The following is a 938-nucleotide window of genomic DNA, read 5'->3' on the forward strand; positions in this document are numbered from 1 at the left end:
GCATCGCGATGGCCGCCACCGTCGGCGCGGGCGCGACCGCGGAGCTGGGCGCCATGCGCATCAGCGAAGAAATCGACGCCCTGGAAGTCATGGGCATCAAGTCGATCTCGTTCCTGGCGACCACCCGGATCATGGCCGGTCTGGTCGTCATCATCCCGCTCTATGCCCTGGCCATGATCATGTCGTTCCTGTCCCCGCAGATCACCACGACGGTGCTCTACGGACAGTCGAACGGCACCTACGAGCACTACTTCCGGACGTTCCTGCGTCCCGACGACGTGTTCTGGTCATTCCTCGAGGCCATCATCATCACGGCGGTCGTGATGATCACCCACTGCTTCTACGGATACAACGCCGGCGGCGGACCCGTCGGCGTCGGGGAGGCCGTCGGCCGATCGATGCGTTTCTCGCTGGTGTCGGTGCAGGTCGTCGTTCTGGCCGCAGCGTTGGCGCTCTACGGCGTCAACCCGAACTTCGCGCTCACGGTGTAGCCGCCATGACATCACCATCGAAGGGCCCCGCACAGGTCAATGCCCCCCGGAAGCCGCCATACAAGCTGGCCGGCATCGCGGCGTTGATCATCGCGTTGGTGGCCGGGGCCCTGATCTACGGCCAGTTCCGCGGTGACTTCACGCCGAAGACGAAGCTGACGATGCTGGCGTCGCGGGCCGGGCTGGTGATGGATCCGGGCTCCAAGGTCACCTACAACGGGGTCGAGATCGGCCGGGTGGCCAACATCTCGGAGACCGTGCGCGACGGCAAGCCGGCCGCCAAGTTCACCCTGGACGTCTACCCCCGGTATCTGTCGCTGATCCCGGCCAACGTGAACGCCGACATCAAGGCGACCACGGTGTTCGGCGGCAAGTACGTCTCGTTGACGACACCGCAAAACCCGTCACCGCAGAAGCTCAACCCGCACACGGTGATCGACGCGGACC

2 protein-coding genes are annotated in these 938 nt (G+C 65.0%); both read left to right on the top strand.

From position 1 onward, the window contains the following. Positions 1–491, top strand: a 491-nt coding sequence (locus A5709_RS24750; RefSeq protein WP_197520229.1) for an ABC transporter permease, incomplete at its 5' end; no start/stop codon positions are given. Positions 492–496: 5 nt separating this feature from the next. Beyond that, positions 497–938 (top strand): MlaD family protein (locus tag A5709_RS24755; protein ID WP_156768149.1); only part of this gene is annotated, 442 nt, incomplete at its 3' end.

Source organism: Mycobacterium sp. E1386, assembly GCF_001672745.1.
Taxonomy (GTDB): Bacteria; Actinomycetota; Actinomycetes; order Mycobacteriales; family Mycobacteriaceae; genus Mycobacterium.